The following is a 21542-nucleotide window of genomic DNA, read 5'->3' as shown; positions in this document are numbered from 1 at the left end:
GTCCGGACGGACGGCCCGAACGGACGCATGGAAAGCACAGGCAGGTAGCAACGCATGGGTCTCACAAGCAACAAGGTGCTGGCGCTGGCGGTCCTGTCCGGCGTGCTGCTGTTCGTCGGCACGGTGTGGCTGTGGCCGCGGCTGGCCCGGCGGAGCGTGCGGGCCGTCCTCGGGCGGGTGGGGCTGCTGTTCGCCACCCAGGTGGCGGTCTTCGCCGCGGTGGGACTGGTGGCCAACCAGTCCTTCGGGTTCTACGGCAGCTGGGCCGACCTGTTCGGCCGGGAGAACGGCCAGGGCGTGGTCGTCGACCACTCGGCCGACGAGGCCGGCGGTCCGCTCCAGGTCGTCGGCGACCGGCGGGCCGGCCGGGCGGGCGGGGCGCGGCCGGAGGTCGGCGGCCGGATCCAGGAGATACAGGTGGTCGGCCGTACGACGCGGATCGCGTCGGCCGCGTACGTGTATCTGCCGCCGGAGTACTTCCAGGCGCGGCACCGCGCCCGTACGTTCCCCGCGGCCGTCGTCCTGACCGGCTATCCGGGGACGGCCTCGGCGCTGGTGGACAAGCTCCACTACCCGCGGACGGCGCTCGACCTGGCCAAGGCGGGCCGGATGCGGCCGATGATCCTGGTGATGCTGCGGCCCACGGTGGCGCCGCCGCGTGACACGGAGTGCGTGGACGTCCCGGGCGGCCCGCAGACGGAGTCGTTCTTCGCCAAGGACCTGCCCGAGGCCGTGAGCGCCCACTACCGCGTGGACCGCGGGCCGGGCGGCTGGGGCATCGTCGGCAACTCGACCGGCGGTTACTGCGCCCTGAAGCTCGCCATGCACCATCCCGAGGTGTACGGCGCGGGGGCCGGGCTCTCCGCCTACTACGACGCGCCCAGCGATCCCACCACGGGCGACCTCTTCCAGGGCGACGAGGGGCGGAAGAACCGGGCCGACCTGTGGTGGTACCTCAAGAACATGCCCGCGCCCGACACTTCACTGCTCGTCACCAGCAGCAGGTCCGGCGAGACGAACTACAAGGACACGCTGAAGTTCATTGAGCGGGTGAAGGACAGGAAGCCGACGCGGATCTCTTCGATCATCCTGGAAAGCGGCGGCCACAACTTCAATACGTGGCGGCGCGAGATTCCCGCGACCCTGGAGTGGCTCAGCGAGCGGCTCGACGGGCGGCCCGGTGGACGGCCCGACGGGCGATGACGGGCGGCCGCTGGAAATGATCTTGAAGTAATTCGCCCGCTGTTGGGCATGTGGATTCCTGATGTCGTGTGAAAGCGCCGGAGATGGCTGTGTTTTTACGGGGCGGGGCGCCAAGATTCGCCTACGCGCGGTAAGTTTCTGGCCATGCCACGTGGACGTCACCGCCATTCCCCGCCCTTGCACAGGCTGCTTCCTCCGTCGGCGATCGCCGGCGTCTCCGTCGTCTGTGCCGTCGGCCCCTGGGTGTTCAGCGAAGCGATGATCCTGCGCTCACTGGCCGCGGCCGCCGCGGTGACGGCCGTCGTCGGCGCGGTCGTCATGCGTCACTGGGACGCGCAGGCGGGCAGGCGCGTCGCCGACCTCACGCGCGCGCGTGCGAGCGACGAGTGGCGTTACGAGGAACGGGTCGCCGAACTGGAGTCCGACCTGGAGGAGTCGCGCGAGCTGCGCGTGAAGCTGGAGCACCGGCTGCGGGCGAAGCGCACGGAGCTGGCGGGACTGCGCAACGAGCACGCCGCCCTGCTGCGGCGCTACGCCACGGCGGAGACCGAGCGGGCCACCGCGCTGGAGGGCCGCCGCCTGCTGGAGATAGAGGCCGTGCCGCAGGCACCCGCGCTGCCGGCGGCACGGTCGGCGCCGGTGCAGGAGACGCCCGCCGAGGACACCTCGGCCACTGAGGAGACCGCCGGGGAGATCAACGAGGAGATCACCAAGGAGGCCCCCGAGACCACCGAGGCGGCCGAGGAGGCCCCCGCCGTGTTCTCTCCCGAGGGCTCCCGGCTGTTCCTGCGGGCGAGCGCGGCACTGGCGCGCTTCGACGAGGACCGGCCGGCGGCTCCGGACGGTGGCGACCGTGACGGCGGCGGTGACTCCGACGGCGGCGGCGACGACGGGGACGGCGGCGGCAACGGCGGGGACGGCGGCGGCGAGAGCGCGGAGGCGGCCGAGGCCGCGCGGGAGGACGAGGCGCAGGGGCAGGGGCAGTCCGAGGCGGTCGACGGGCACGAGCGCACCGTCGCCGCCTCCCCGACGACTCAGCCCGATCAGCCCGATCAGCCCGATCAGGCCGATCAGCCGGATCAGTCCGGCGAGCGGCCCGCGCAGCCCACCCAGGCCACCCGGCAGACCGCCGGCCACTTCACGGTGCCGACCGCGGTGGCCGTCGCACCGACGGCTCCCGCGCGGCGTCCGAGGGTCGAGGGCGGCTTCGACTTCTTCGGCACGAAGAACGCCGAGTCCGAGGACGGGGCGCCGTCGTCCGAGGCCCTGGAGGCCGTCCAGAACGAGGACCTCGCCGACGTGGTCGGCCAGGAGGCCCTCGCCCTGCACAAGGCCGAGACGGAGGCCGCGTTCAAGCCGGCCGGCGAGGAGTCCCGGGGTGTGGGCCAGGTGATCGACCTGACGGCCCACGACGAGACCGAGCAGATCGACGTACAGCAGCTGCGCAGCGCGGTGTCCTGACGCCGGCCGGCACCGTTCGGCGCAGCCGGCGGGGTCTCAGGCCATCCACCGGTCCGGCAGTGCGTCCCGCCGCCCGGTACGGGAGCGCTCCGCCTGCGCCCGCAGCAGCTCCACCGCCTCGTCCGCGTCGCGCAGCCGCGCGGTCACGGTCTTGTTCGCGCCCGTGTCCACCCGTACGTCGGCCAGCCGCAGCGCCCGCTGCCACGGCCCCTGCGTGCGCCGGACGCTCTGCACCTTGGCGTGCGGCACCAGCGCCAGGCTGCGGCGCAGCAGTCCGTACCGGGCGGCGAAGACCGCGTCGGTGACGGCGAGTCCGTAGCCGCGCCACCACAGCGGCCGGCAACGCGCGGCCCGCCGCGGCGGGCGCGACAGCACCGCGTCCGTCGGCACGGTCACCCCGGGCAGCACGCGCGCGACGACCGACTCGGCGATCTCGCGCGGGGCGACCGGCAGCAGCACGGAGTTCGACGACCCGGCCACGTCCAGCTCCACCCGCACCCACCCGCGCCGCCGCCACAGCACCGGCTCCACGATCCGCACGGTCTGCACCCGGCCCGGCGGCACGGTCTCGTGGGCGCGGTCCAGCAGCCCGTGGTCGAGGCGGAGCCCGTCCGGGGACTCGGCCACCGTCCAGTCGTACTCCCCGACGAACCGGCCCGCGCTGCTCGCGCCCGCGGCGCCCAGCAGGGGCAGGGCGGTCGCCAGCACCGTCCACAGGTTGTGGGTGGCCAGCCACAGCAGCGTCGGCACGACGACGGCGGCGATCAGCGTGCCCCAGGTCGCGCCGGTCAGCAGCAGCGAGACGGCGAGGACGCCGGGCGGCACGCGCAGCAGCTGCCGGGAGGGTGCCTCGCCGACCTCGTGCGCGGTCTCGGGCGCGAGCCCGGCCGCGCGCGCGAGCAGCTCGGCCCGCAGCGCGCGTGCCTCGTCGGCGCCCAGGAAGGCCAGTTCGTCCTTCTTGCCGGTGCCTATGACGTCGAGTTTCAGCTTGGCGACCCCCGCGACGCGGGCGAGCAGCGGCTGGGTGACGTCGACGGCCTGGATCCGTTCGAGCCGGATGTGCGCGGTGCGCCGGAACAGCAGTCCGGTACGGATGCGCAGCTCGGTGTCGGTCACCGCGAAGTGGGTGAACCACCAGGTCAGGAAGCCGTAGAGGGCGGCGGCCGGGATCAGCACGGCGATCCCGACCAGCAGCGTGGTCGTGGTCAGCCGCGACAACTGGCGCTGCGCCTGGTCGGGGTCGTGCACGGCCCACCCGACGATCACGGCGACCGGCGCCCAGGCCCGCCGCAACGGTGTGATCGGATGCAACCGCCGCTCGACGACACCGTTTCCGGGCCCGGCCGCGCGGCCCTCTGTGCCTCTGGCGCCGGATGCTGGCTCGGTCGCGTGGCGCTCTGTGCCCTTGGTGTCGGCCCTTGCCCCGGTCGTGTGGTCTTCTGCGGCGTTCGTGCCGGCTCCTGCCCCGGACGCATGGCCCTCTACGACGTCCGCGCCGCCCTCTGCGACGTCCGCGCCGTCGCCCGCCCCCGGCAGGCCGCCCTCGGCCCCGGGGGTCGTCACAGCCCCGCCGATCGGGCCTCGCCCAGCTCGGTGAGCCGGTCGCGGAGGCGTTCCGCCTCGGTCGGGACGAGGCCCGGGATGGTCGCGTCGGTCGCCGCGGCGGCCGTGTGGAGCTGCACACTGGCCAGGCCGAAGTGGCGCTCGACCGGACCCGAGGTCACCTCGACCAGCTGCATCCGTCCGTACGGGACGACGGTCTCCTCCCGCCACAGCACGCCCCGGCTGATCAGCAGGTCGTCGGCGCGCTCGGCGTACCGCCAGGAACGCCAGTTGCGCTCCAGCATCACCCAGCCCCACACCAGCAGGGCCGCCGGCAGCAGTGCCAGGGCCGCCCAGAAGGCGCCCAGGAACAGTCCGGGCAACAGACCCGCGGCGAGCGTCAGCAGTCCCAGCCACACCACCAGCAACAACCGCCGCATGCGTAGCAGTCCCGGCGGCAGGCCGGTCCACACCGGCTGGTCCCGCACCGGCTCCGTCGGCTCCGTCGCCCCCGCCGTGCCCGTGTCGTCAGGGCTCCCCGTCTCCATGGGGCCAGCGTACGTAGGGGACACTGTGCGCATGACTCCTACGACGGAGACCATGGTCGGTGTCGGCGGTGCCGCGGAGAGCACCGACATGGTGCTCAACATCGGGCCCCAGCATCCGTCCACGCACGGCGTGCTGCGGCTGCGGCTCGTCCTGGACGGTGAGCGCATCACGAGCGCGGAACCCGTGATCGGCTACATGCACCGCGGCGCAGAGAAGCTGTTCGAGGCCCGTGACTACCGTCAGATCATCGTGCTCGCCAACCGCCACGACTGGCTGTCGGCGTTCTCCAACGAGCTGGGTGTGGTCCTCGCCGTGGAGCGGATGCTCGGCATGGAGGTCCCCACGCGCGCGGTGTGGACGCGGACGCTGCTCGCGGAGCTGAACCGCGTCCTCAACCACCTGATGTTCCTGGGGTCGTACCCGTTGGAGCTGGGCGGCATCACCCCGGTCTTCTACGCCTTCCGGGAGCGGGAGGTCCTCCAGAACGTCATGGAGGAGGTCTCCGGCGGTCGCATGCACTACATGTTCAACCGCGTCGGCGGCCTCAAGGAGGACCTGCCGGCGGGCTGGCACACGCGCGCGCGTGCCGCCGTCGCCGCCGTGCGCTCCCGCATGGACGTCTTCGACGACCTGGTGCTCGGCAACGAGATCTTCCGGGGGCGTACGCGCGGGGTGGGCGCCCTGTCGCCCGAGGCCGTGCACGCCTACGGCGTCAGCGGCCCGATCGCCCGCGCCTCCGGCGTCGACTTCGACCTGCGCCGCGACGAGCCGTACCTCGCCTACGGCGAACTCCAGGACACCCTGAAGGTCGTCACCCGCACCGACGGCGACTGCCTCGCCCGCTTCGAGTGCCTCCTGGAGCAGACCCACAACGCCCTCGACCTCGCCGACGCCTGCCTGGACCGCCTGGCCGAGGTGGCGCCCGGGCCGATCAACCAGCGGCTCCCGAAGGTGCTGAAGGCGCCCGAGGGCCACACGTACGCCTGGACCGAGAACCCGCTCGGCATCAACGGCTACTACCTGGTCAGCAAGGGTGAGAAGACCCCGTACCGGCTGAAGCTGCGCTCGGCCTCGTACAACAACATCCAGGCGCTGACGGAGTTGTTGCCCGGGACGCTGGTCTCGGACATGGTGGCGATCCTGGGGTCACTCTTCTTCGTGGTCGGGGACATCGACAAGTAGCGCGGCGGCGTCGACGGACCCCACCGGCTGGAGCAGCCACACGAAGTCGCCCAGCCCGCCGCGCGCGAGGAGTTCCGCGGCCTCCGAGGCGCCCGCGAGGGCGCGTACGTACGCCGCCGGGTCGGTGGAGGCCAACGCGAGCGGGGGGCGCGCGCCCGTGACACCCAGGGCGCGCAGGGCATCACGCTGGGGGCGCAGAAGAGCACCCGGGGGCGTGCGCTCCGGAGCGCACCTCGCCGCGTGGGCCGCCGCGCACGCGTCCAGCGCCACATGCGCGGTGATGTCGCACGACCCGTCCGGCACCGGCGGCGTCTCCCGCCCCTTCCGGAAGCCGGTGAGCGTCCCGAACGGCGGGCGGGCGTCCCTGGTGTGCGCGTAGTCGGCGGCCACGGCCAGCCCGCCCAGCCCTCCGTCCAGGGCCGCCACGGCGGACGCCCAGGCGGCGTCCCGGGGGAGCCCGATCTCGGCCCGCAACCCCTCCCGCGCCCCTTCCTCCCCGGCCAGCGGCCACCACCGCGCCAGCCACTCGGCCTCCGCCCCGTCCAACGGCTCGCCGAGCCGTTCGGCCCCGTCGTCCCGCACGAGCACCCGCCGCGCCACGCCCGCGGAGTCCACCTCCGCCACCTCCACCGGGACGTTGTCGAGCCACTCGTTGGCGAACAGCAGTCCCGTCACCCCGCCGCCCGGCGGCTCGGCGAGCCACTCGATCCGGTGGTCCAGCCCCTCGGGGCGGCCGGCCACCTCGACGGCGTACGCGCGCGTGCGGGCGGCCACGTCGGCGGGCAGCGCGGCCAGCACCCCGGTGACCAACTCGCCCCGTCCGGCCGCCATGTCGACGAAGTCCAACGATGAGGGCCGCCCCAGCGCCTCGTCGACCCGGCACAGCAGCCGCGCCACGGCCCCGGCGAACAGTGGCGACGCGTGCACGGACGTCCGGAAGTGCCCGGCAGGCCCCTCCTCGGACCCGCGGTAGAAACCGGCCGGTCCGTAGAGGGCGTCCTGCGTCGCTTCCCTCCAGCCCCGCCAGTTCCGTCGTACCCCTGAAGTCCCTCTGGCCCCTATTGTCCCTCGCGTCACAGGGCCAGGCTAGGCGCACAGGAGAACGGAGCCTCCACCTTGCGGAGTATGCGCGGGCGATACGGATCGGCCCTCCGGTTGACCCCTGCACCTATCACCCTTCCCTACGCTGGGTTACGTGCAGCGCCTCTACGATTTCCTCCGCAGACACCCGATCGGGGTCGACTGTTTCTGGGCCCTCGCCCTGCTCGGTATCTCCCTCATGTCCATGGCTCCGCAGGAGGAGGCCCGGGGGACGGACACGACGGCGCTGATCGTTCCCTTCGTCCTGCTGCTCTGCGTGGTGATCGCGCTGCGCAGGCTGATGCTGGAGAAGATGCTGCTGCTGGCCGTCGCCCTGGGCCTTGGGCAGCTGGTGCTGGACGTGCCGGCCATGCCGGCCGACTTCGCCTTCCTGGTGATCGTCTACACCGTGGCCGCGACCGGCGCCCGCTGGGCATCCCGGACCGCGCTGGCCATGGGGCTGTGCGCCGCCCCCGTCGCCCAGCTGCGCTGGCCGATGGAGGACGCGGGCATAGGGGGCAACATCGCCATAACGGTCTTCCAGGCGGTGCCCTTCGCCCTCGCCTGGGTGCTCGGCGACTCCATCCGCACCCGCCGCGCCTACTTCGCGCAGCTGGAGGAACGGGCCGCGCGGCTGGAGAAGGAGCGCGAGGCGCAGGCCAAGGTCGCGGTCGCCGCCGAACGCGCCCGGATCGCGCGCGAGCTGCACGACGTCGTGGCGCACAACGTCTCCGTGATGGTGGTGCAGGCCGACGGCGCCGCCTACGTCCTGGACGCCGCCCCCGACCAGGCGAAGAAGGCGCTGGAGACCATCTCCTCCACCGGCCGCCAGGCCCTCGCGGAGATGCGCCGCCTGCTCGGCGTGCTGCGCACCGGGGAGCACCAGGAGGTCGGCGAGTACGTCCCGCAGCCCGACGTCCGGCAGATCGAGGACCTCGTCGAGGAATGCCGCGGCTCCGGGCTGCCCGTCGACTTCACGGTCGAGGGCACCCCGCGCGAGCTGCCCAGCGGTGTCGAGCTCACCGCGTACCGGATCGTGCAGGAGGCGCTGACCAACACGCGCAAGCACGGCGGCCCCAACGCGGGCGCGAGCGTGCGCCTGGTCTACTTCGACGACGGGCTAGGGCTGCTCATCGAGGACGACGGCAAGGGCGCCCCGCACGAGCTGTACGAGGAGGGCGGCTTCGACGGCCAGGGCCACGGCCTGATCGGCATGCGCGAGCGGGTCGGCATGGTCGGCGGCACCCTGGACGCCGGACCGCGGCTGGGCGGAGGATTCCGCATCAGTGCGCTGCTGCCGCTGAAACCCGCACACTGACACCCGCGCCCATACGCACGTACCGCGTTTACACCTGTAAGCCTGTAAGGAAGAGGCACCGATGGCGATCCGCGTAATGCTCGTCGACGACCAGGTGCTGCTGCGCACCGGGTTCCGGATGGTGCTGGCGGCCCAGCCGGACATGGAGGTCGTCGCGGAGGCGGGAGACGGCGTGGAGGCCCTCCAGGTGCTGCGTTCGACCGCCGTGGACGTCGTCCTGATGGACGTCCGCATGCCCAAGCTCGACGGTGTCGAGACCACCAGCCGGATCTGCGTGGACCCGAACGCGCCGAAGGTGCTGATCCTGACCACCTTCGACCTCGACGAGTACGCCTTCTCCGCGCTGAAGGCGGGCGCCTCCGGCTTCATGCTCAAGGACGTGCCGCCGGGCGAGCTGCTCGCCGCGATCCGCTCCGTGCACAGCGGCGACGCGGTGGTCGCCCCCTCGACCACGCGCCGGCTCCTGGACCGGTTCGCGCCGATGCTGCCGGCCACCGGTCAGGAGCCCCGGCACAAGGAACTCCAGCGGCTCACCGAGCGAGAGCGCGAGGTGATGGTGCTGGTGGCGCAGGGCCTGTCCAACGGGGAGATCGCGGCCCGGCTCGTGCTGTCGGAGGCGACCGTGAAGACGCACGTGGGCCGCATCCTGACCAAGCTGGGCCTGCGGGACCGGGTGCAGGTGGTGGTCCTCGCCTACGAGACCGGGCTGGTGCGGGCGGGCGGGGGACAGGGCTGACGACCCTCGCGGCGGGCACCGCGTCGGTAGGGTCCGCGCCGGCTCCCGTGGGTCAACGGCCCTTCGGGGGCGGCAGGACACAGACAGGGGTCGGGATCCGCCACCTCCGGTTCGACTGACCGCCAGCACGGCGGCTACCGGAGTATGCCCTCCAGGAAGTCGCTGCCCAGCCGGGCCACCACCGTCACGTCCAGCTGGTGCAGGACGTACCGCCCGCGGCGGCGGGTGGTGATCAGGCCGGCCTTCTTCAGGACGCCCAGGTGACGGGATATCTCCGGGGCCGTCATGCCGTGCGCCTGGGCCAGTTCGCTCGTGGTGTACGCGCTGCGGGCCAGATGGCGGCAGATCCGCATCCGCACGGGGTGGGACAGCGCGGTCATCCGCAACGTGAGCTGCTCGACCGACGGCGGCGAGGCCAGCTCGGGGGAGCCGACGGGGTAGTGCAGCACCGGCTGCCAGTCGTGCCGGTGCAGGACCATCAGATGCGGCCAGCCCAGACTCGTCGGGACGAGCAGGAGCCCGCCGTCCGCCGTCGCCGAACGGCCGTCGCCCAGCTTGTCGACCGTGATCCGCGCGGCGCTCTCGTCCAGCGTGACCGCCGGGGACACGGCGGCCAGCGCCTCGGCGAGGCCCTTGCGGTGCAGCAGGTCCGTCTTGTGGCGGGCGTCCGCCGCGAGCTGGTGGCGCAGCCGCGACCAGGCCTCCGCGAAGAACGCCTCGTCGCAGTCCTGCGCGAACTGCCGAAGCCAGCGGCGGATCAGCGGCGGATCGGCCAGCAGCCGCTCGCTGAAACGGAGCTGTTGCGGTCCGCGTGCGGCGGCCAGGTCCAGAGCGCGCCGGCGCACCTCGGCGTCCGCGAGCGCGGAGGCCCCACCGCTGCTGTACGGCAGGGCGCAGGTGAACTCCAGTGCCGCGTCCACGAACTGATCGTCGGACAGCTTGTCGAGCAGGTCCAGGTCCTCGGCGAGGGTGGCGCCGGGCAGCGTGCTGCGGCCCGGCACGCCGGCGAACGGCATGAACAGGTCCGAGAAGGTCGTCCGCCACAGGAAGTCGGCCTCGCACATCCGGTCGGCCAGATGCGAGTCGAGCCGGGCGGTCACCCCCGTCGCCCAGCCCTGCAGGCCCGGGTGGTGCCCCGGCTCGGACAGCGCGTGCAGCGCCATGCCCAACTCGGCCAGGGGCGAGGGCACGACGGCGATCCTCTCCGGCCGCAGCCCCGCGATGTCGATGCGCACGCTCATGCCCTCATGGTGCACCCCGCCACCGACAACGCCGCCGTCGATTGACTGCCGCCGTCAATCGGCGCGACCGCGGAGCCCTACCGGAGCAGTCTGGAGTCACCGGGGCAGCCGCGGAGCCCGTTCCCGCTTCCACCTCTACGTCTCCTGAGAAGGCGATCCCCATGAGCATCACGCAGCAGTACCTCCTCGACACCTACCGTGCCCGGCAGCTCGGCGAGCCCGCGCCGCCCGCGCCCGGCACCCACGACCGGCAGGTCGTGCGCGAGTGGCACGACCGCCGCCGGTTCCGAGCCGTGCTCGCCGGCCGCCCGGCGCGCGGCCGCGTGCGGCGCGCCCTGCGCCGGTGGTGGTCCCTGTGGCCGCGGGCTCTCGGCTGACGCGGGCGGCCGGGCGCGCCGCCGCTCAGCCGGTCAGCCGGGCCGCGAAGTCGGCGACCGCCGCCTTCACCTCGTCGGCCGTCCAGTCCAGGCCCGCCTGATCCACCCCGACCTCGGTGACGGCGAGCCCCGGTCCGGGCGTGCCCCAGCCCCGGGAGAAGAGCAGGATCCCCGTCTCCTCGCCCTGCCGCACCGCGGCCTCGCCGACGACATCGGCGTCGTACGGCAGCCAGACCTGAAACTCCTGGGTGTGCGGCTCCTCGGGGTGCACCCGCGCCCACGGCAGCCCGGCCGCCGCGAAGCCCTCCCGCAGCGCGGCGGCCACCACGCGCGCGTGGGCCACGTGCTCCGGCAGCCTGGGCAGCTCGCGCTCCAGGCCGGCCAGGGCCGACAGCGCCGTGGGGAACTGCTGGAACACCGCGCCGCCGTACCGGTGGCGCCAGGCCTTCGCCTCCTCGATCAGCGTCCGGGGGCCGGCCAGGGCGGCGCCGCCGTAGCCCTTGAGGGACTTGTAGAACGAGACGTACACGCTGTCCGCCAGGCCCGCGATCTCGGCCAGTGGACGGCCGAAGTGGACGGTGGACTCCCACAGGCGGGCCCCGTCGAAGTGGACCACCGCGTCGCGCTCCCGCGCGGCCTCGACGACCCCGGTGAGCTCCTCCCAGGTGGGCAGTACGAAACCGGCCTCCCTGAGCGGCAGCTCCAGCATCAGCGCCCCGAACGGCTCGTCGAAGTCGCGCACCTCGTCGGCGGTCGGCAACCGGGGCTCGCTGGTCACCCGCACCGGGCGCAGCCCGCTGACCCGGCTGAAGGCGTCGCGCTCGTGCATCAAGGGATGGCTGAGCCCGTGCAGGGCGACGACCGGGTTGCCGGTGCGGCCCGCCCAGCAGCGCAGGGCCACCTGCTGGGCCATGGTGCCGGTCGGGAAGAAGGCCGCGGCCTCGGTGCCGAGCAGGGCGGCGACCTTCTCCTCCAGGGCCGCCACGATGCCGTTGCCGTACACGTCGGACGGCTCGTCGAGGTCGTACAGCTCGGCGGCCCCGTCCAGCAGGGCGAGCCGCTCGCGCAGGGTGGTCGTGAACCCCGGGCCGATGAGTACGCGCCGGGCGTCGCGGTGGGCGGCCACGCGCCGCTCCCGGAGCCGCCGGCCGCGCTCCTCCGCCGATTCCGTCGGTTCCATCGGGTCTACTGATCCTGCCGATCCTGCCGATTCCGCTTGTCCTGCCGCCGTATCGCTCATGCCGGGATCATGCCGCGCGGACGTCGGCGCGGGCACCCGGGTTTCCCCACGGGTTCCGTCACGCGTTTCCACGCGCGCGTGAGAGTGTGCCCCGTCGCCGCACGGAAACCCACAGCCTGTGGACAACCGAACGTCCCCCGAACCAATCGCGTTAACATGACGAGAAATCGTCCGGTACCCCGAGCGGACTGGAACGGGAAGGCCGCCGTCGCGTGAACACAACCCCACAGCCAGACCCCAGGGACCGCCCCGCGCGTCTCACCGTAGGCGTCGTCGGCGCCGGACGCGTGGGCCCCGCGCTTGCCGCGTCCCTCCAGCTCGCCGGGCACCGCCCGGTGGCCGTCTCCGGTGTCTCCGACGCCTCCAGACGGCGTGCCGCGGCGCTGCTCCCCGACGTGCCGCTCATGCGGCCCGCCGAGGTCCTCGAGCGCGCCGAGCTGGTCCTGCTGACGGTCCCCGACGACGCCCTGCCCGGCCTGGTGACCGGGCTCGCCGAGACCGGCGCGGTGCGACCGGGCCAGCTGCTCGTGCACACCTCCGGGCGGTACGGCGCGAGGGTCCTGGACCCCGCGCTGCGGGCCGGCGCCCTGCCGCTGGCCCTGCACCCGGCGATGACCTTCACCGGCACCCCCGTGGACGTCCAGCGCCTGGCCGGCTGTTCCTTCGGCGTCACCGCGCCCGAGGAGCTGCGGCTGGCCGCCGAGGCCCTGGTCATCGAGATGGGCGGCGAGCCGGAGTGGATCGCCGAGGACAAGCGCCCGCTGTACCACGCCGCGCTCGCCCTCGGCGCCAACCACCTGGTCACCCTGGTCGCCCAGTCCATGGAGCTGCTGCGCACGGCCGGCGTCGAGGCCCCCGACCGGATGCTCGGCCCGCTGCTGGGCGCCTCCCTCGACAACGCCCTGCGCTCCGGCGACGCGGCCCTCACCGGCCCCGTCGCGCGTGGGGACGCGGGCACGGTCGCCGCGCACATCGTGGAACTGCGCGCACACGCCCCGCAGGCCGTCGCCGGCTACCTGGCCATGGCCCGCGCGACCGCCGACCGGGCCCTGGACCACGGGCTGCTGAAAGCCGAACTGGCGGAGGACCTGCTCGGAGTACTCGCCGACGGCACGGACGGCACCAACGGCACGGGCAGCACCGACCGCACGGACGGCACCGACCCCGCGGACGGCACCGACGGCACCGACGGCACCGAGGGAGACGCCCGATGACCACCGCCCCGCCCGCCCTGCTGCGCACCGCCGACGAGCTGCACGCGCGCGTGCGGCACGGCCGCCGGGCCGTCGTGATGACCATGGGCGCCCTGCACGAGGGCCACGCCACCCTGGTCCGCACGGCCCGCGCCCTCGCCGGCCCGGACGGCGAGGTCGTCGTCACCGTCTTCGTCAACCCCCTGCAATTCGGTGCCGGCGAGGACCTCGACCGCTATCCGCGCACCCTGGACGCCGACCTGGGGATCGCCGGGCGGGCGGGCGCGGACGCCGTCTTCGCCCCCGCCGTCGACGAGGTCTACCCGGGCGGCGAACCCCAGGTGCGCGTCACGGCCGGCCCCATGGGCGAACGCCTGGAGGGCGCCTCCCGCCCCGGCCACTTCGACGGCATGCTCACCGTCGTCGCCAAGCTGCTCCACCTCACCCGCCCCGACCTGGCCCTCTACGGCCAGAAGGACGCCCAGCAGCTCGCCCTGATCCGCCGCATGGTCCGCGACCTGAACTTCGGCGTGGAGATCGTCGGCGTCCCCACGGTGCGCGAGGAGGACGGCCTGGCCCTGTCCAGCCGCAACCGCTACCTCTCGACCCGGGAGCGCCGCACCGCCCTCGCGCTCTCCCAGGCCCTGTTCGCCGGCCTCGACCGGCACGCGGCCCAGGAGGCGCTGCGCGCGCGGGCCCGCGAGGTGCCCGCCACCCACGCGCGTGCCGAGGCGCTCAGCGCCCTGGGTGAGTCCCGCGCGGCGGCCGACGCCCACGCCGTCGCCACATCCGTTCCCGGTAGCGCCACGGCCGTCCGGGCCGCCGCCCACCTGGTACTGGACGACGCGGCCCGCGCCAATCCGCCGCTGGAGCTGGACTACCTCGCCCTGGTCGACCCGTCCGACTTCACCGAGATCGGCGACGACCACACCGGCGAGGCCGTCCTCGCCGTCGCCGCCCGGGTCGGCGCGACCCGGCTGATCGACAACGTCCCCCTCACCTTCGGAGCCGCCTCGTGACCAGCACAGGCATACGACTGCACGCACCCGCACCCGGCTGGGCCATCGCCGCGGACGTGGTGGTCGTCGGCTCCGGCGTCGCCGGCCTCACCGCCGCCCTGCGCTGCGAGGCGGCCGGCCTGCGCACGGTCGTCGTCACCAAGGCCCGCCTGGACGACGGATCCACCCGCTGGGCCCAGGGCGGCATCGCGGCGGCCCTCGGCGAGGGTGACACCCCCGAGCAGCACCTGGACGACACCCTGGTCGCCGGCGCGGGGCTGTGCGACCAGGAGGCGGTCCGCATCCTGGTCACCGAGGGCCCCGACGCCGTACGCCGCCTCATCGCGACCGGCGCGCACTTCGACGAGTCCACCGAGGGCGGCCTGGCCCTCACCCGCGAGGGCGGCCACCACCGCCGCCGCATCGCCCACGCGGGCGGCGACGCCACGGGCGCGGAGATCTCCCGGGCCCTGGTCGAGGCGGTCCGCGCACGCGGCATCCGCACCGTCGAGAACGCCCTCGTCCTCGACCTCCTCACGGACGCCGAGGGCCGCACCGCCGGCGTCACCCTGCACGTCATGGGCGAGGGCCAGCACGACGGCGTCGGAGCGGTCCACGCCCCCGCCGTCGTCCTCGCCACCGGCGGCATGGGCCAGGTCTTCTCGGCGACGACGAACCCCTCCGTCTCCACGGGCGACGGCGTCGCGCTCGCCCTCCGCGCGGGCGCCGAGGTGAGCGACCTCGAATTCGTCCAGTTCCACCCCACCGTCCTCTTCCTCGGTCCGGACGCCGAGGGCCAGCAGCCCCTGGTCTCGGAGGCGGTACGGGGCGAGGGCGCCCACCTGGTGGACGCCGACGGCGTGCGCTTCATGCGGGGACAGCACGAACTCGCGGAACTCGCCCCCCGGGACATCGTCGCCAAGGGCATCACGCGCCGCATGCAGGAGCGGGACGCCGAGCACATGTACCTGGACGCGCGCCACTTCGGCGCGGCGATGTGGGAGCACCGCTTCCCCACGATCCTCGCCGCCTGCCGCGCGCACGGCATCGACCCGGTCACCGAGCCGATCCCGGTCGCCCCGGCCGCCCACTACGCCTCCGGCGGCGTCCGCACCGACGCCCACGGCCGTACGACGGTCCCCGGCCTGTACGCGTGCGGCGAGGTCGCCTGCACGGGTGTGCACGGCGCCAACCGCCTGGCCTCCAACTCACTCCTGGAGGGCCTGGTCTACGCCGAGCGCATCGCCGCGGACATAGCCGCCGGCCACGCGGACGGCACCCTCCACGCGCGCGTACCCGCACCTCTCCAGCAGCCCGCTCACCCGGCGCACCCGCTCCTCCCGCCCGAGTCCCGCCTGACCATCCAGCGGATCATGACCGACGGCGCCGGCGTCCTGCGCTCGGCCGACTCCCTCACGCGGGCGGCGGACCAGCTGCTCCACCTCCACACCGAGGCCCGCGAAGCCCTGCACGAGAACGGCAAGACGTCCGAGCCGGGCGTGGACACCTGGGAGGCCACCAACCTCCTCTGCGTGGCCCGCGTCCTGGTGGCCGCGGCGGCGCAGCGCGAGGAGACCCGCGGCTGCCACTGGCGCGAGGACCACGCGGACCGCGACGACACCACGTGGCGCCGCCACATCGTCGTACGCCTGAATCCGGACCGATCCCTCGCCGTGCACACCACGGACACGCCAGAATTCCCCCCGACCACCCACGGCCCCCAGCCGGCGCAGCGTCCCCAGGAGCAGTGACAGCAGTGAACACCCCCGACCTTCCCCTCGCCTCCACCGGAGGCTGCGGCGACGGCTGCGCCTGCGGCGCGGACACCGACGAAGACGCCTTCATGGAGTGCGGCCTCGACCCCGCGCTCGCGGCCCTGATGCTGGACTCCGGCCTCGACCCCGTGGAGGTCGAGGACCTCGCGAACCTCGCCATCCAGGAGGACCTGGCGGGCGGCGCGGACGTGACGACGGTCGCGACCATCCCCGAGGACGCCGTGGCCACCGCCGACTTCACCGCGCGCGAGGCGGGCGTGGTGGCCGGCCTCAGAGTCGCCGAGGCGGTGATGTCGGTCGTCTGCACGGACGAGTTCGAGGTGGAACGCCACGTCGAGGACGGCGACCGCGTCGAAGCCGGCCAGAAGCTCCTCTCCGTCACCACCCGCACCCGCGACATCCTCACCGCCGAGCGCAGCGCGCTGAACCTCCTGTGCCGCCTGTCGGGCATCGCGACGGCCACGCGCGCGTGGGCGGACGTCCTGGAGGGCACGAAGGCGAAGGTCCGGGACACCCGCAAGACGACCCCCGGGCTGCGCTCCCTCGAAAAGTTCGCGGTCCGCTGCGGCGGTGGCGTCAACCACCGCATGTCCCTCTCGGACGCCGCCCTGGTCAAGGACAACCACGTGGTGGCCGCCGGCGGCGTGGCAGCGGCCTTCCAGGCCGTCCGCGAGCGCTTCCCCGACGTCCCCATCGAGGTCGAGGTCGACACCCTGCACCAGCTCCGCGAGGTCGTGGACGCGGGCGCGGACCTGATCCTCCTGGACAACTTCACCCCGGACGAGTGCGAGGAAGCGGTGGCCCTGGTCGCCGGCCGAGCCGCCCTGGAGGCCTCGGGCCGCCTGACCCTCACCAACGCCAAGGCGTACGCGGCCACGGGCGTCGACTACCTGGCCGTGGGCGCCCTCACCCACAGCTCCCCGATCCTGGACATCGGCCTGGACCTGCGAGCGGCGGAGTAGATCCCATGCTGCTGACGATCGACGTAGGCAACACCCACACCGTCCTGGGCCTCTTCGACGGCGAGGACATCGTCGAACACTGGCGCATCTCCACCGACTCACGCCGCACGGCCGACGAGCTGGCGGTCCTTCTCCAGGGCCTGATGGGCATGCACCCGCTCCTCGGCGACGAACTGGGCGACGGGATCGACGGCATCGCCATCTGCGCGACGGTCCCCTCGGTCCTGCACGAACTGCGCGAGGTCACCCGCCGCTACTACGGCGACGTCCCCGCGGTCCTGGTCGAACCGGGCGTCAAGACGGGCGTCCCGATCCTCACCGACCACCCCAAGGAGGTCGGCGCCGACCGCATCATCAACGCGGTCGCGGCCGTCGAGCTGTACGGCGGCCCGGCGATCGTCGTGGACTTCGGCACGGCGACGACGTTCGACGCGGTCAGCGCGCGCGGGGAGTACATCGGCGGAGTCATCGCCCCCGGCATCGAGATCTCGGTCGAGGCCCTCGGCGTCAAGGGCGCCCAGCTCCGCAAGATCGAGGTGGCCCGGCCGCGGAGCGTGATCGGCAAGAACACGGTCGAGGCGATGCAGTCCGGCATCGTGTACGGCTTCGCCGGCCAGGTCGACGGGGTCGTCAACCGCATGGCCCGCGAGCTGGCCGACGACCCCGACGAGGTCACGGTCATCGCGACGGGCGGGCTGGCGCCGATGGTCCTCGGCGAGTCCTCGGTGATCGACGAACACGAGCCGTGGCTGACGCTGATGGGGCTCCGCCTGGTGTACGAGCGGAACGTGTCCCGCATGTAGCAGTCGGCGAGGGTGTGGGCGGCGGGGTGAGCGACGCGGCCCGGCGCTTGCGGGGAGCCCGGCGTGGGTGCGGGCGCGGGGTGGGTGCGCGGCCCGGCGCTACGGGGTGCCGCCGCGCCCACCCGTGCCGCCCCGGCGGCACGACTGCCCGCAGCTGCGGCGACTGCCCGCAGCGGCGGCGCCGCGGGCGGAGAGCCGCGTACGGCGAGAAGGGACGTGTCGGGGGGTGTCCGCCCGCAGCGGTTGGCGCGTCAACGCCGGCACTTCCGCGGCCGACCGATTCCGCGCCGTTCCGAGGACGGACACCCCCCGGCACGGCCCGACCCACAACAAAACAGAACGCGCTACCCGCACCCCCACCCAACCCGCACAGGCCGCCGCAGGCACCCGCATACGAGTGGCCCACCACGCCACACCCGCCCCCTATGCCGAGTTTGTCTGATTAGCGCGTATCGTCGCCGCATGCCCACGCCCTACGGATCCCGCGGCGGCATGGCGTTCGGTGCTCAGGAGCTGCGTGTGCTCCGGCGCGCCCTCGCCCTCGCCCTGAACCCCAGCCCCGTCTCGGCGGAGGAGGCCCAGGACTGTCTCCGCCTCGCAGAGTCGCTCGACGAGACGATGCGGGAGAGTGCCCGGCTGCGCGCCTTCCTGGTGGCCGACCTCGCCCGGTACCGCGCCGCGCTCCCCGGCACCGCCACCGGCTACCTCGCGCTCCTGGACGAGGCGCTGAGCGCCGGGCACCGCCCGGGCGCGGACGACCTCGCCGCCCTCGGAGCCCTGCGCGGCAACCCCGCCGCGGCCGCCCTCCTGTCCCGCTGCGGGTCGACGGCGGCCACGGCGGCCACGACGGCCCGCGCGGCCACAGTCGTCCTCCCGGCCGCGCGTACCCGCCTCCACGCTCTCCCCGGCGGCCAGCAGCCCGACAAGAAACCCGCACAGAAGCCCGCCCAGAAACCGGCCCCCCACCCCGCCCCGGCCACCCCGAAGCGCCCCGTCCCCACCCCGGGCGAGGTCTTCCCGCGCCGCAGGCCGGCCCCGCCCGCCCCCGGCTCCCGGCACCACCTCGCGGCCGGCTGACACGGCCTGGCTACCCTGGATCCATGGACTACGTCTCCGCGCTCCTGCCCCCGGCCGTCATGGCCGTGTTCTTCATCGGCGTGATCAGGGTGATCGTGAAGACCCAGGGCGGCGCCAACAAGGCCAAGGAGGACGCGGCGGTCGACGCCGCCCTCGCGCGAGCGGAGGGCGCCCGCCAGACCCCCGCCCACCCCGAGGCCTGACCGAGCCCCGGACCGCCTCCGGCACCACCGCCACCACCGCCCACCAGGCACCGCCACACCCGCGTACGACCCCCCGCGCCCACCGCGAGGAGTCGTACGCCCTTTTTGTGCCCATTTGCTCGCAAAATCGCACGTCCGGCACGCCATCGCCCAGATCTCCCACTATCGTGCAGAGCGTGCCTCGCCCATTGGGAGAACTCGAAGACGCTGTCATGACGAGGGTGTGGAAGTGGAACCGCCCCGTGACCGTTCGAGAAGTCCTGGAAGATCTGCAACAGGAACGGTCCATCGCGTACACCACGGTGATGACCGTTTTGGACAATCTCCATCAGAAGGGCTGGGTGCGTCGCGAGTCGGAAGGCCGGGCCTATCGATATGAGGCGGTCTCCACCCGCGCCGCCTACGCCGCCGCGCTGATGAACGACGCATGGTCCCAGAGTGACAACCCCACCGCCGCCCTCATCGCCTTCTTCGGCATGATGAGCGAGGAACAGCGCGAGGCGCTCAGAGACGCCATCCGCATCGTGCAGGGACCGGAAACCCCCGCGCCCAACCCCGGCTCGGTACCGGACGCGGGCGAGCGATAGCGTCCCCACATGTCAAAAGCCATCACCGTCCGGCGGGCCCGCACCAGCGATGTCCCCGACGTACGCCGGCTCCTCGACACGTACGTCCGTGACCGCATCCTGCTCGACAAAGCGATGGTGACGCTTTACGAGAGCATCCAGGAGTTCTGGGTCGCGGAACGGGACGACAACGCCGAGGTGGTCGGCTGCGGCGCCCTGCACGTGATGTGGGAAGACCTCGCGGAAGTGCGGACTCTCGCGGTGAAGCCGGGCCTGAAGGGCTACGGCGTCGGTCACCGGCTGCTGGAGAAGTTGGTGGAGACGGCACGCTGGCTCGGTGTTCGCCGCGTATTCTGCCTGACCTTCGAAGTGGACTTCTTCGGCAAGCACGGCTTCGTGGAGATCGGGGAGACGCCCGTCGACACCGATGTCTACGCGGAGCTGCTGCGTTCCTATGACGAGGGCGTAGCGGAGTTCCTGGGTCTCGAACGAGTGAAACCGAACACCTTGGGCAACAGCCGGATGCTTCTGCATCTGTGATCGTCGGGCAACGGCAGGCATCCGTAGCTCTCCACAGCCCTTCGCCAGGTTTATTCCACCGACGGACCGTTCCCGGGGTTCCCTATGTCCGAAACGCGCATCTTTTCGGCCCGGAGGCGGGCTGCCGGTCTCCGTCGAGGGTTTGTGTTTTTCCGGCAAAAGCGGTTTGCTTTCCGACGTACTGCAGTACTGCATATAACAAGGGGCGGCGATACGGCGGACGCCGACGGATCTCCGGCCCTCAAGTTATCGATGAAAGGAAATCCGGTGGCACAGAAGGTTCAGGTCCTTCTTGTCGATGACCTCGACGGTGGCGAGGCAGACGAGACCGTGACGTTCGCGCTGGACGGCAAGACGTACGAGATCGATCTCACCACCGCCAATGCGGACAAGCTCCGTGGGCTTCTCGATCCTTACCTGAAGGGCGGTCGTCGTACCGGGGGCCGTGCTTCGGGCGGACGCGGCAAGGCGCGCGCTTCCTCCGGCGGCAGCCAGGACACCGCGGCGATCCGCGCGTGGGCGAAGGAGAACGGCTACGAGGTCAACGACCGCGGCCGTGTTCCCGCGATGATTCGCGAGGCGTACGAGAAGGCCAACGGCTGATCACCCGACCCGCGCCACGTACTCCGCCCCGAACACCTTCAGAGCGTCACCCGCTGGAACGGGGAGGACGGGGAGGACGGCGAGGGCAGGGAGAGTCGGACCCGGTGGCACTGAGTCGCCAGCGTCTGGACCAGTCGCGCGAGATCGGGGGCGGTTCCAGCGCCCCCCATGGCCGACAGTGTCGGCAGCGAGGCCTCGACCTCGCACCCCGGCTCCGGGGCGCGCAGCCAGACGGCGGCGCCCTGCAGGCCGTCGCGACCCGGGGGGCGCGGCGGCAGGCCGGCCGAGCCCGGTTCGGGAGCCAGGGGCGCCTCCATGAGGCCGCCCGCGCCGACCGCCGTCAGGTCGAGCGGCAGCGAGCCCCACTCCAGCCACTCCAGCAGCCCGGGCATCTCCTCCGCGCCGCCCGCCGCCACGAGCAGCAGCATCCGCTCGCCCCGGACGGCCACCGGAAAGCCGGGTCGCCGCGGGGCCGGACCGGGCTGCCGGAGCAGCCCGAGCCGCTCCAGTGCCGCGTGGCCGGCCTCGGCCGGGACGTCCAGTACGTCGAAGCGGACGCCCACGCGGAGCCGTACCGGGGCGCCGGGGGCCGTCGGCCAGCCGAGCACGCTCTCGTACCACCACCGCACCCGCTCCCACGTGCCGCCCGCTTCGAGCGGCCGGCGGGGGAACGGCACCGCGGGGGCAGTGGGTGCCGCCGGTGCGGAGGGATGGGCAGGGGCTGTCCGGGCCGAGGGGACCGGAGGGACCGGGGGCGAGGCGCCGACCATGCCAAGTGCAACAGCCGGAAGAGCGCTCAGGTTACGCTGGGTTGCGCGGTGAATGCGCTGAGTGTCGAAAGAGGGGGCGTGCGGGGGTGCGGGGAGGCGCAAGGTTGTTCGCCCGTAGCGGAG

22 protein-coding genes are annotated in these 21542 nt (G+C 73.2%); 16 read left to right on the top strand and 6 right to left on the bottom strand.

Going from position 1 to position 21542, the window contains the following annotated elements; genetic code table 11:
• Positions 1–54: 54 nt before the first annotated feature.
• Positions 55–1203, top strand: a complete 1149-nt coding sequence (locus ACFW48_RS23160; protein ID WP_386317469.1) for an alpha/beta hydrolase — start codon at positions 55–57, stop codon at positions 1201–1203.
• Positions 1204–1347: 144 nt separating this feature from the next.
• On the top strand, positions 1348–2664 hold the full coding sequence (locus ACFW48_RS23155) for a hypothetical protein (RefSeq protein ID WP_386317467.1): 1317 nt from the start codon (positions 1348–1350) through the stop codon (positions 2662–2664).
• A 36-nt stretch (positions 2665–2700) separates the two neighbouring features.
• On the opposite strand, the gene ACFW48_RS23150 is transcribed toward ACFW48_RS23155, so the two are convergent.
• Together ACFW48_RS23150 and ACFW48_RS23145 are read right to left on the bottom strand one after the other, a co-directional pair.
• On the bottom strand, positions 2701–3975 hold the full coding sequence (locus ACFW48_RS23150) for a PH domain-containing protein (protein WP_386317720.1): 1275 nt from the start codon (positions 3973–3975) through the stop codon (positions 2701–2703).
• Positions 3976–4223: 248 nt separating this feature from the next.
• The gene (locus ACFW48_RS23145; RefSeq protein ID WP_386317466.1) at positions 4224–4754 is read right to left on the bottom strand and encodes a PH domain-containing protein; all 531 of its coding nucleotides are present in this window, start codon (positions 4752–4754) and stop codon (positions 4224–4226) included.
• Between the two features lie 31 nt (positions 4755–4785).
• On the opposite strand from ACFW48_RS23145, the gene ACFW48_RS23140 reads away from it, so the two are divergent.
• Positions 4786–5937, top strand: a complete 1152-nt coding sequence (locus ACFW48_RS23140; protein WP_386317464.1) for an NADH-quinone oxidoreductase subunit D — start codon at positions 4786–4788, stop codon at positions 5935–5937.
• Here the strand turns inward: ACFW48_RS23140 and ACFW48_RS23135 are convergent.
• On the bottom strand, positions 5902–7014 hold the full coding sequence (locus ACFW48_RS23135; protein WP_386317462.1) for an SAM-dependent methyltransferase: 1113 nt from the start codon (positions 7012–7014) through the stop codon (positions 5902–5904). The genes ACFW48_RS23140 and ACFW48_RS23135 overlap by 36 nt on opposite strands.
• Before the next feature lie 118 nt (positions 7015–7132).
• Between ACFW48_RS23135 and ACFW48_RS23130 the strand changes: the two genes are divergently transcribed.
• Positions 7133–8335, top strand: coding sequence for a sensor histidine kinase (locus tag ACFW48_RS23130; RefSeq protein WP_386317460.1), 1203 nt, complete (start codon positions 7133–7135; stop codon positions 8333–8335).
• A 61-nt stretch (positions 8336–8396) separates the two neighbouring features.
• Positions 8397–9071 (top strand): response regulator, encoded by a 675-nt coding sequence (locus ACFW48_RS23125; RefSeq protein WP_386317458.1) that lies wholly within the window; start codon positions 8397–8399, stop codon positions 9069–9071.
• A gap of 134 nt (positions 9072–9205) precedes the next feature.
• Here the strand turns inward: ACFW48_RS23125 and ACFW48_RS23120 are convergent, their stop codons facing one another.
• Positions 9206–10312, bottom strand: a complete 1107-nt coding sequence (locus ACFW48_RS23120; RefSeq protein WP_386317456.1) for a DUF5937 family protein — start codon at positions 10310–10312, stop codon at positions 9206–9208.
• 161 nt (positions 10313–10473) lie between these two features.
• Between ACFW48_RS23120 and ACFW48_RS23115 the strand changes: the two genes are divergently transcribed.
• Positions 10474–10689, top strand: coding sequence for a hypothetical protein (locus ACFW48_RS23115; protein WP_386317454.1), 216 nt, complete (start codon positions 10474–10476; stop codon positions 10687–10689).
• A 25-nt stretch (positions 10690–10714) separates the two neighbouring features.
• Here ACFW48_RS23115 and ACFW48_RS23110 read toward each other — a convergent pair whose 3' ends face one another.
• Positions 10715–11869, bottom strand: a complete 1155-nt coding sequence (locus tag ACFW48_RS23110; protein ID WP_386317452.1) for a threonine aldolase family protein — start codon at positions 11867–11869, stop codon at positions 10715–10717.
• 272 nt (positions 11870–12141) lie between these two features.
• Here ACFW48_RS23110 and ACFW48_RS23105 point away from each other — a divergent pair, with 272 nt between their 5' ends.
• From ACFW48_RS23105 to ACFW48_RS23060, 10 genes are all read left to right on the top strand, one after another.
• The gene (locus ACFW48_RS23105; protein ID WP_386317450.1) at positions 12142–13143 is read left to right on the top strand and encodes a Rossmann-like and DUF2520 domain-containing protein; all 1002 of its coding nucleotides are present in this window, start codon (positions 12142–12144) and stop codon (positions 13141–13143) included.
• Positions 13140–14141 carry a pantoate--beta-alanine ligase gene (gene panC / locus ACFW48_RS23100; RefSeq protein ID WP_386317449.1) on the top strand — a complete coding sequence of 334 codons (1002 nt, stop codon included), beginning with the start codon at positions 13140–13142 and terminating at the stop codon, positions 14139–14141. Before ACFW48_RS23105 ends, panC begins: the two co-directional genes overlap by 4 nt.
• The gene (locus ACFW48_RS23095; RefSeq protein WP_386317447.1) at positions 14138–15871 is read left to right on the top strand and encodes an L-aspartate oxidase; all 1734 of its coding nucleotides are present in this window, start codon (positions 14138–14140) and stop codon (positions 15869–15871) included. Before panC ends, ACFW48_RS23095 begins: the two co-directional genes overlap by 4 nt.
• A 5-nt stretch (positions 15872–15876) precedes the next feature.
• Positions 15877–16857 (top strand): carboxylating nicotinate-nucleotide diphosphorylase, encoded by a 981-nt coding sequence (gene nadC, locus ACFW48_RS23090; RefSeq protein WP_386317718.1) that lies wholly within the window; start codon positions 15877–15879, stop codon positions 16855–16857.
• Positions 16858–16862: 5 nt separating this feature from the next.
• Positions 16863–17660, top strand: a complete 798-nt coding sequence (locus tag ACFW48_RS23085; RefSeq protein ID WP_121748364.1) for a type III pantothenate kinase — start codon at positions 16863–16865, stop codon at positions 17658–17660.
• A gap of 462 nt (positions 17661–18122) precedes the next feature.
• On the top strand, positions 18123–18737 hold the full coding sequence (locus ACFW48_RS23080) for a hypothetical protein (RefSeq protein WP_386317445.1): 615 nt from the start codon (positions 18123–18125) through the stop codon (positions 18735–18737).
• A 23-nt stretch (positions 18738–18760) separates the two neighbouring features.
• Positions 18761–18940 (top strand): hypothetical protein, encoded by a 180-nt coding sequence (locus ACFW48_RS23075; RefSeq protein ID WP_055418607.1) that lies wholly within the window; start codon positions 18761–18763, stop codon positions 18938–18940.
• 176 nt (positions 18941–19116) lie between these two features.
• Positions 19117–19527 (top strand): BlaI/MecI/CopY family transcriptional regulator, encoded by a 411-nt coding sequence (locus ACFW48_RS23070; protein ID WP_386317443.1) that lies wholly within the window; start codon positions 19117–19119, stop codon positions 19525–19527.
• Positions 19528–19536: 9 nt separating this feature from the next.
• Positions 19537–20046, top strand: a complete 510-nt coding sequence (locus tag ACFW48_RS23065; protein WP_121748368.1) for an amino-acid N-acetyltransferase — start codon at positions 19537–19539, stop codon at positions 20044–20046.
• A 267-nt stretch (positions 20047–20313) separates the two neighbouring features.
• Positions 20314–20649 carry an Lsr2 family protein gene (locus tag ACFW48_RS23060; RefSeq protein ID WP_310871971.1) on the top strand — a complete coding sequence of 112 codons (336 nt, stop codon included), beginning with the start codon at positions 20314–20316 and terminating at the stop codon, positions 20647–20649.
• 38 nt (positions 20650–20687) lie between these two features.
• On the opposite strand, the gene ACFW48_RS23055 is transcribed toward ACFW48_RS23060, so the two are convergent.
• Positions 20688–21419 (bottom strand): SCO3374 family protein, encoded by a 732-nt coding sequence (locus tag ACFW48_RS23055; protein WP_386317441.1) that lies wholly within the window; start codon positions 21417–21419, stop codon positions 20688–20690.
• Positions 21420–21542: the final 123 nt, after the last annotated feature.

The sequence above is a fragment of the Streptomyces sp. NPDC058812 genome (genome assembly GCF_042744565.1).
GTDB lineage: Bacteria > Actinomycetota > Actinomycetes > Streptomycetales > Streptomycetaceae > Streptomyces > Streptomyces thinghirensis.
The sequence above is the reverse complement of the archived record's forward strand: the minus strand, read 5'-3'. Positions and strand labels throughout refer to the sequence as shown.

Bases quoted from the DNA above. Each gene is read 5' to 3' on its own strand.
- ACFW48_RS23160 (WP_386317469.1), top strand. From the start codon at position 55: ATGGGTCTCACAAGCAACAAGGTGCTGGCGCTGGCGGTCCTGTCCGGC.
- ACFW48_RS23155 (WP_386317467.1), top strand. From the start codon at position 1,348: ATGCCACGTGGACGTCACCGCCATTCCCCGCCCTTGCACAGGCTGCTT.
- ACFW48_RS23145 (WP_386317466.1), bottom strand. From the start codon at position 4,754: ATGGAGACGGGGAGCCCTGACGACACGGGCACGGCGGGGGCGACGGAG.
- ACFW48_RS23140 (WP_386317464.1), top strand. From the start codon at position 4,786: ATGACTCCTACGACGGAGACCATGGTCGGTGTCGGCGGTGCCGCGGAG.
- ACFW48_RS23125 (WP_386317458.1), top strand. From the start codon at position 8,397: ATGGCGATCCGCGTAATGCTCGTCGACGACCAGGTGCTGCTGCGCACC.
- ACFW48_RS23120 (WP_386317456.1), bottom strand. From the start codon at position 10,312: ATGAGCGTGCGCATCGACATCGCGGGGCTGCGGCCGGAGAGGATCGCC.
- ACFW48_RS23115 (WP_386317454.1), top strand. From the start codon at position 10,474: ATGAGCATCACGCAGCAGTACCTCCTCGACACCTACCGTGCCCGGCAG.
- ACFW48_RS23110 (WP_386317452.1), bottom strand. From the start codon at position 11,869: ATGGAACCGACGGAATCGGCGGAGGAGCGCGGCCGGCGGCTCCGGGAG.
- panC (WP_386317449.1), top strand. From the start codon at position 13,140: ATGACCACCGCCCCGCCCGCCCTGCTGCGCACCGCCGACGAGCTGCAC.
- ACFW48_RS23085 (WP_121748364.1), top strand. From the start codon at position 16,863: ATGCTGCTGACGATCGACGTAGGCAACACCCACACCGTCCTGGGCCTC.
- ACFW48_RS23080 (WP_386317445.1), top strand. From the start codon at position 18,123: ATGCCCACGCCCTACGGATCCCGCGGCGGCATGGCGTTCGGTGCTCAG.
- ACFW48_RS23075 (WP_055418607.1), top strand. From the start codon at position 18,761: ATGGACTACGTCTCCGCGCTCCTGCCCCCGGCCGTCATGGCCGTGTTC.
- ACFW48_RS23065 (WP_121748368.1), top strand. From the start codon at position 19,537: ATGTCAAAAGCCATCACCGTCCGGCGGGCCCGCACCAGCGATGTCCCC.
- ACFW48_RS23055 (WP_386317441.1), bottom strand. From the start codon at position 21,419: ATGGTCGGCGCCTCGCCCCCGGTCCCTCCGGTCCCCTCGGCCCGGACA.